This is a genomic window from Cellulosilyticum lentocellum DSM 5427 (assembly GCF_000178835.2).
Classification (GTDB): Bacteria; Bacillota; Clostridia; order Lachnospirales; family Cellulosilyticaceae; genus Cellulosilyticum; species Cellulosilyticum lentocellum.
In genome coordinates this window covers 3,615,597-3,622,500 of sequence record NC_015275.1, presented here as the reverse complement: position 1 = coordinate 3,622,500, position 6,904 = coordinate 3,615,597, and the positions used below count along the sequence as shown (strand labels likewise).

General features: G+C 38.7%; 3 protein-coding genes, 10 tRNA genes and 1 rRNA gene (1 of these 14 running past the window's edge). 13 read left to right on the top strand and 1 reads right to left on the bottom strand.

Annotated features, from left to right (window positions below):
• The 11 genes from CLOLE_RS16725 to CLOLE_RS16675 all read left to right on the top strand — a co-directional run.
• Positions 1-1,837, top strand: a 23S ribosomal RNA gene (locus tag CLOLE_RS16725); it begins 1,067 nt to the left of the window's first position.
• A gap of 111 nt (positions 1,838-1,948) precedes the next feature.
• Positions 1,949-2,020: transfer RNA gene (locus tag CLOLE_RS16720), tRNA-Asn, on the top strand.
• A gap of 9 nt (positions 2,021-2,029) precedes the next feature.
• Positions 2,030-2,101, top strand: a tRNA-Glu gene (locus CLOLE_RS16715).
• 14 nt (positions 2,102-2,115) lie between these two features.
• A tRNA-Thr gene (locus tag CLOLE_RS16710) sits at positions 2,116-2,188 on the top strand.
• A 23-nt stretch (positions 2,189-2,211) separates the two neighbouring features.
• A tRNA-Ile gene (locus CLOLE_RS16705) sits at positions 2,212-2,285 on the top strand.
• A 25-nt stretch (positions 2,286-2,310) separates the two neighbouring features.
• Positions 2,311-2,384 (top strand) — tRNA-Asp (locus CLOLE_RS16700).
• 47 nt (positions 2,385-2,431) lie between these two features.
• Positions 2,432-2,504 (top strand) — tRNA-Val (locus tag CLOLE_RS16695).
• Positions 2,505-2,510: 6 nt separating this feature from the next.
• Positions 2,511-2,594: transfer RNA gene (locus CLOLE_RS16690), tRNA-Leu, on the top strand.
• 27 nt (positions 2,595-2,621) lie between these two features.
• Positions 2,622-2,695 (top strand) — tRNA-Arg (locus CLOLE_RS16685).
• A gap of 50 nt (positions 2,696-2,745) precedes the next feature.
• A tRNA-Arg gene (locus CLOLE_RS16680) sits at positions 2,746-2,819 on the top strand.
• 4 nt (positions 2,820-2,823) lie between these two features.
• A tRNA-Thr gene (locus tag CLOLE_RS16675) sits at positions 2,824-2,896 on the top strand.
• Between the two features lie 125 nt (positions 2,897-3,021).
• On the opposite strand, the gene CLOLE_RS16670 is transcribed toward CLOLE_RS16675, so the two are convergent.
• Positions 3,022-4,206, bottom strand: a complete 1,185-nt coding sequence (locus tag CLOLE_RS16670) for an ISL3 family transposase (RefSeq protein ID WP_013658305.1) — start codon at positions 4,204-4,206, stop codon at positions 3,022-3,024.
• A gap of 430 nt (positions 4,207-4,636) precedes the next feature.
• Between CLOLE_RS16670 and CLOLE_RS16665 the strand changes: the two genes are divergently transcribed.
• Both CLOLE_RS16665 and CLOLE_RS16660 read left to right on the top strand, forming a co-directional pair.
• On the top strand, positions 4,637-5,713 hold the full coding sequence (locus CLOLE_RS16665) for a DUF6709 family protein (protein ID WP_013658304.1): 1,077 nt from the start codon (positions 4,637-4,639) through the stop codon (positions 5,711-5,713).
• 141 nt (positions 5,714-5,854) lie between these two features.
• A complete protein-coding gene (locus CLOLE_RS16660) occupies positions 5,855-6,877 on the top strand; it encodes a hypothetical protein (protein WP_013658303.1) in 1,023 nt (340 codons plus the stop codon).
• Positions 6,878-6,904: the final 27 nt, after the last annotated feature.

Sequence of the window (6,904 nt, the reverse complement as noted above, 5' to 3'; positions counted from 1 at the left end):
AAGGATGTGAGATTTCGAAGACAACTAGGATGTTGGCTTAGAAGCAGCCACTCATTCAAAGAGTGCGTAATAGCTCACTAGTCGAGAGATCTTGCGCCGAAAATGTCCGGGGCTAAAACACACCACCGAAGCTATGGAATTCAACTTAGTTGGATTGGTAGAGGAGCGTTGTAACGACGCAGAAGCAGTACCGTAAGGAGCTGTGGAGTAATTACAAGTGAGAATGCCGGAATGAGTAGCGAGATACAAGTGAGAATCTTGTAGGCCGAATATCCAAGGTTTCCAGAGTAAAGCTGATCTGCTCTGGGTAAGTCGGGACCTAAGGCGAGGACGAAAGTCGTAGTCGATGGACAACTGGTTCATATTCCAGTACTACCTATTATCAGAACTGCAGGGACGCAGGAGGGTAGGCAATCCCAGGAATGGTATCCTGGGCCAAGCACAAAGTCGCATTCCCAAGGAAAAACCGGGGAACGAGGATGAAGTGTGATGGGGATCGAAATTAAAGTAGAGAAGTTGCTGAACCCACACTGCCGAGAAAAGCTGCTATTGCGTGATAGGTACCCGTACCGTAAACCGACACAGGTGGATGAGGAGAGAATCCTAAGGCCGACGGGAGAAGCGTTGTTAAGGAACTCGGCAAAATGACTCCGTAACTTAGGGAGAAGGGGTGCCTACTTAGGTAGGCCGCAGAGAATAGGCCCAAGCAACTGTTTAACAAAAACACAGGTCTTTGCTAAACCGAAAGGTGATGTATAAGGGCTGACGCCTGCCCGGTGCTGGAAGGTTAAGGGGAGAGGTTAGGAGAAATCCGAAGCTTTGAACTTAAGCCCCAGTAAACGGCGGCCGTAACTATAACGGTCCTAAGGTAGCGAAATTCCTTGTCAGGTAAGTTCTGACCCGCACGAAAGGCGTAATGATTTGGGCACTGTCTCGACAGCGCACCCGGTGAAATTGTAGTACCAGTGAAGATGCTGGTTACCCGCGACAGGACGGAAAGACCCCGTGGAGCTTTACTGTAGCTTGATACTGAGGTTGGGTATTACATGTACAGGATAGGAGGGAGACTGAGAAATCTGGACGCCAGTCTAGGTGGAGTCGCCGGTGGGATACCTCTCTTGTAATACTTAACTTCTAACCATGGCCCGTTAGCCGGGTCTGGGACAATGTCAGGTGGACAGTTTGACTGGGGCGGTCGCCTCCTAAAGAGTAACGGAGGCGCTCAAAGGTAACCTCAGAATGGTCGGAAACCATTCGAAGAGTGCAAAGGCATAAGGTTGCTTGACTGCGACACCGACGGGTGGAGCAGGTACGAAAGTAGGACTTAGTGATCCGGTGGTATGAAAGTGGGATTGCCATCGCTCAACGGATAAAAGCTACCCCGGGGATAACAGGCTTATCTCCCCCAAGAGTTCACATCGACGGGGAGGTTTGGCACCTCGATGTCGGCTCATCGCATCCTGGAGCTGAAGCAGGTTCCAAGGGTTGGGCTGTTCGCCCATTAAAGCGGTACGCGAGCTGGGTTCAGAACGTCGTGAGACAGTTCGGTCCCTATCCGTCGTGGGCGCAGGAAATTTGAGTGGAGCTGTCCTTAGTACGAGAGGACCGGGATGGACGGACCACTGGTGCATCTGTTGTCTTACCAAAGGCATAGCAGAGTAGCCAAGTCTGGATCTGATAAACGCTGAAGGCATCTAAGCGTGAAGCAGACCACAAGATAAGATTTCCCATCCGAAAGGAGTAAGACCCCTTAGAGACTATGAGGTAGATAGGTTGGAGCTGTAAGCATGGTAACATGTGTAGGTGACCAATACTAACGGTTCGAGGGTTTGACCTAGATAATGAAGGTTAAATAAAAATTGTGTTTAGTTTTGGAAGTATAAAGGTGTTGACATAAGTCAATGGATATGATATACTTCATAAGTGCTCAAGAGAGTAAAAGAAATAATCCTCGATAGCTCAGCGGCAGAGCATCCGGCTGTTAACCGGAGGGTCGTAGGTTCGAACCCTACTCGGGGAGTTTAAATAAGGCCCGTTGGTCAAGCGGTCAAGACACCGCCCTTTCACGGCGGTAACACGAGTTCGATTCTCGTACGGGTCATTACATTTTAATATGCCGACGTGGCTCAATTGGCAGAGCAGCTGACTTGTAATCAGCAGGTTATCGGTTCGAGTCCGATCGTCGGCTTGCTACATATAATGTAGTGATATGGACCCTTAGCTCAGTTGGTTAGAGCATCCGGCTCATAACCGGACGGTCCTGGGTTCGAGTCCCCGAGGGTCCATCATAGCTCATTAAAATGTAAGTAAGGCCCAGTGGTACAGTTGGTTAGCACGCCGCCCTGTCACGGCGGAGGTCGAGGGTTCGAGTCCCTTCTGGGTCGTTTTAGTTAGTTATTCTAACTAATAAATAAAAATATGCCATTAATATGGTCGCTTAGCTCAGCTGGGAGAGCACCTGCCTTACAAGCAGGGGGTCATAGGTTCGAGCCCTATAGCGACCATCATATGCCCGAGTGGCGGAACTGGCAGACGCACAGGACTTAAAATCCTGCGAGCTAACCCTCGTACCGGTTCGATTCCGGTCTCGGGCATATTTTTAAGTAATTATCAATAAATAAGTGCGCATAGCTCAGCTGGATAGAGCGTCTGACTACGGATCAGAAGGCCGAGGGTTCGAATCCTTCTGTGCACGTTTTCTATAAAACATTATAGAAGTAAAATGAAATATAAGATTGACATCATGTGCGCATAGCTCAGCTGGATAGAGCGTCTGACTACGGATCAGAAGGCCGAGGGTTCGAATCCTTCTGTGCACGTTTTGCCGACGTGGCTCAATTGGCAGAGCAGCTGACTTGTAATCAGCAGGTTATCGGTTCGAGTCCGATCGTCGGCTTTTTGAATTAGAACACCTTAGGGGTGTTTTTTTGTTGTTTGAATTAATATAGGCTCTATGTCAATAGTTGGGGTATCCCAAGTATGATGATGTAGAAGCAGTTAAGAAGATTTTTTAAATCTATCTTAGCTGCTTTTTTTATTACACATATGTAGTATTCTACTTCTAAATCTTTCGAAGTTACGATAACCATATGCGTTGCGTTTGAGAACTTTGATTTTGTTGTTTATACCTTCTGTATAACCATTTGTGTAAGGTGTAGTAAATGAATTAAGAATGCCACCTATCCAGTTATTCATTGTTTGAGCAGCTGTAACAAAGCGAGGTAAACCGCTGTTTTCAGCATAAATGATCCACTTTGTAAGTCGTTCTTTGGCTGTATTGTAATCTTCTGATGCCATTACCTCATAAAAACTTTCCTTAGGTAAATAGGCGTTAGATAGTTTTTCACTTGTATAAAGCATGACATTAAGTCTTTGTTTTTGATCATTATTTAAGTCATGATAGTGTTTAATGAGTAGAGATTTAGATCGCTTAAAGTATTTTCTTCGATGATCACAAAAGTCTTTTTGTACTTCTTTACGAACAGCTTCAAAAGCCCATAAAACTTGTCTAGCATAATGATATTTATCAACGACATAAGTTGCAGAAGAGAAAATTTCACGGGATAAGTCACGATAAGTAGACCACATATCACTAATAAAGATAGAGGTTTGAGAAGTATCAAACTTTAATAGGTATGAAGCTAAGTGAGTTTTATATCTATTAGGCAAAATATCTAGAACTCTATGATTTTCAGGGTCAGTAATAATACACTGATACTTCTCGTGATTGGTATTTCCTTTAAACTCATCAATAGCTAATACTTTAGGTAAAGAAGATGGTGAGTAGGAAAGTTTATCAAAAATCCTAACAACAGTAGAAGTAGACAGATTAACATGCTGAGCAACACTCTTAAAAGAAGAAGTTGAAGCTAACTGAGATAAAACATAAAGAATTAAACGTGAGGTCATGCGATGATAGCGAGGAAGAAAGTCAATGCTTTCATAGAAACGCTTACCACAAGATTGACAAACATATCTTCTTTTTCTAAGAAGAAGGAGTGTATGAGAACCAAAGGAAGGAATATCTTTGATTTTTTGCCTACGATAATCATGAATACGTTGTGTAGAATGGCCACAACAAGGGCAAGCGTGAAGTTTACGTTGCATTTCAATTTCAAAGATAGTTTTATTTTCAGTATGGATAATATCTTTTATTAAAACACCTGATAGATTAAGAAGTTTTTGGGAATAATAAAAGGAGAGCATAGTCGACAACCTTTCTGTAAGTATTAGTCATACTTAGGATTGTTGAAAATGCTCTTTTATTATGCAATCATTTTTTCAAACCCCAACATTTATTGTAGAGCCTGAAATTTATGATAAGTTAAATACTAGTTCTAAGCTATAGAATAGTAGAAGAAAAGTTGAGATAGTTAAAGAGTAGGCTATAGGAATTTAAATACCAGTAGCCTATTTTTTTGTGATGAAAGACTATATATAGTTTTAAAATGATTACATTAAATATTGATAATATAAAAAAAATAATATATAATTTAAATGACTTAGGAACATTTTAATACTTTTAATGTATTAAAGGTAGATTATTTAATACATTAAACCTAAATACGATGGAGGGGAGAATAGGGGTTAGATTATTAAAGTAGAGGATTTAGAATAAGAAGAAAAGGGGAGAATTATGGAACAAGGGTTGTTAAGGAAGAGTGCAATTAAAAACAATTTAATGTGGATAGTTATTTTGGGAGTGATTTGTGGGGGATTAAGTTTTTTTGGATATCAAAATAAAGATTATTTAAAGTCACTTATAAAACCTATAGTTCTACAACAAGAGGAAAACTACGATGAATACTATGAACAGATGCTACCACCTATTACGAATTTAGATGAATTATATATTTTAAATACCTATTTTTACCTATATGAGCAAGAAACACCTAGTTCTAAAGAAAGAAAAACTGATGGTATATATTTAACGCAGCTAGGTAATAAAATGATTATTTGCGTTTATCCAAGTACCGCAGATGAAGATCCAGATGTATTATTAACTGAAGATATGGTGGGTTATATTAAAAATACAAGTGAGGTAGACCGATATAGTGAATTATTACTAGAGGTAATAAAAGATTTTAACTCATACTATGGAACTGATTTCACTGAGGAAGACTTTGCACCTAAAGTACTGTATATGGAATCAAAGAGCCGTTTAATTGTTAATTATATTGTTACTGGTGCGATTGTAATTTTTGGCTTAGCAATGATAATATATCTTATTAAATATGTTATTTACCTAATCAACTTTAAGGGGATGAAAGGAATAAGGCATCTGAAAAAGTATGGTGAAATAACCAGTGTTATAGATGAAATTGAGAGTGAACAACCCATCTACGCAGGAAAAGGACAAATGATTACAGAGAACTGGATTGTTTCCACTAAGTTAAACACTTGCGCAGTGAAGCTTGAGAATATTATATGGGTTTATACGAAGTTAAAAGGCATTAGTGAAGTACAATATTATGCGCTTTATATACATACCAAGGATGGGGACAAGTTTGTAATAAATACCCTAACCGAAATGAATCATACTCAAGTTCTAAACCAGTTAAAAGAAATGATTCCATGGATTTATTATGGTGAAACTAGTCAAACACATAATTTATGGAAAAAGCAAAGACAGATTATGTTAGATGAAATTGAAGCGAATAAGAAAATAATAAGCCTTAATCAAATACAAGATACAGGGATAGAAGAAGTCTAAGAAAAGGATTTATTTCTCAATACATGATCTAATAGACGTATCACTTCATTTGAAGTAAAATCTTAAGAGAGGGGGAACTATCATCTAGTTCCCCTTATAATATAAAATGTAAAAATATGATTGATGAGTATGAGGAGAAAAATGCAGGCTAAAGGATTAAACAAAGAGATAAGGCACCATTATCTAAAAAGGTTATTGGTTTGGTGTGTTTTATTAATAGTAATCTGCATGCAGACTTATCCCAATAGAGAGTATGTAGAATCATTATTAATAGGTGCTGGGGATATTCAGGACTATGACATGAAATTATTTATGAAAGAAGCACCACCTGTTGTAACAGCCAAGGAAATGAGTTTTATTAATACTGGATATGAAATTTATAGTGGGGACAAAGATGGGGAGAATTACAAGGAAAGTACTATTTATTTAGGAGAAATGAAAGGGAAATACATGATATGTATATACGCTAGTACTAGTAGTACAGATCCATCTTATTTAACGGGTAAGAATAAATTTTTAATAATAAAAGAGGCAAACACATTAATTGATTATGAAACGATTTTATTAGGTGTTGTCCGTGATTTGAATGCTATTTATAAAGAAAATGTAACAGAGGCGGATTTTATAAATAAAATAGTATTCATAGAAGAAGAAAAAGGCTTGTTAAGATATCGCTTAGAAGTAGCAGGTTTAATCTGTATAAGTGTTTTTGTGATTTATGAAGTAATAAAATGTTTAGTAGGTGTACTGGGATTACCAAGGATTAAGGGAAGGCATTACATAGGTAAGCAAAGATGGAAAGAGGTTGCTTTAAAAATACAAGAAGAAAAGAGTCTTAGGGAAGGTAAGAGGTATAGAATTACAGAGCACTGGTTTATAGGTATCTTCCAAGGTATTGTAGTTATACCAATAGAGAAAATGATATGGATTTATCAAGAAGACTATAGTATTTATATTTATGCTCAGGATGGGAGAAAGTATTGCTTAAGACATTGGAGTAGAAAGCAGATAGAAAAAATGTATAAAGATATGAAAGAAGCATTACCCTGGGTTTATCAAGGAAATACCAAAGACTTACAGTATATTTGGAAAAAGCAACGTATGCAGATGATAGAAGATGTTGAAGAAGGAAAATTAGATTATGATTTAAGTGAGTGGTTATAATCCAATAGACAGAATGAGCGCAGTATA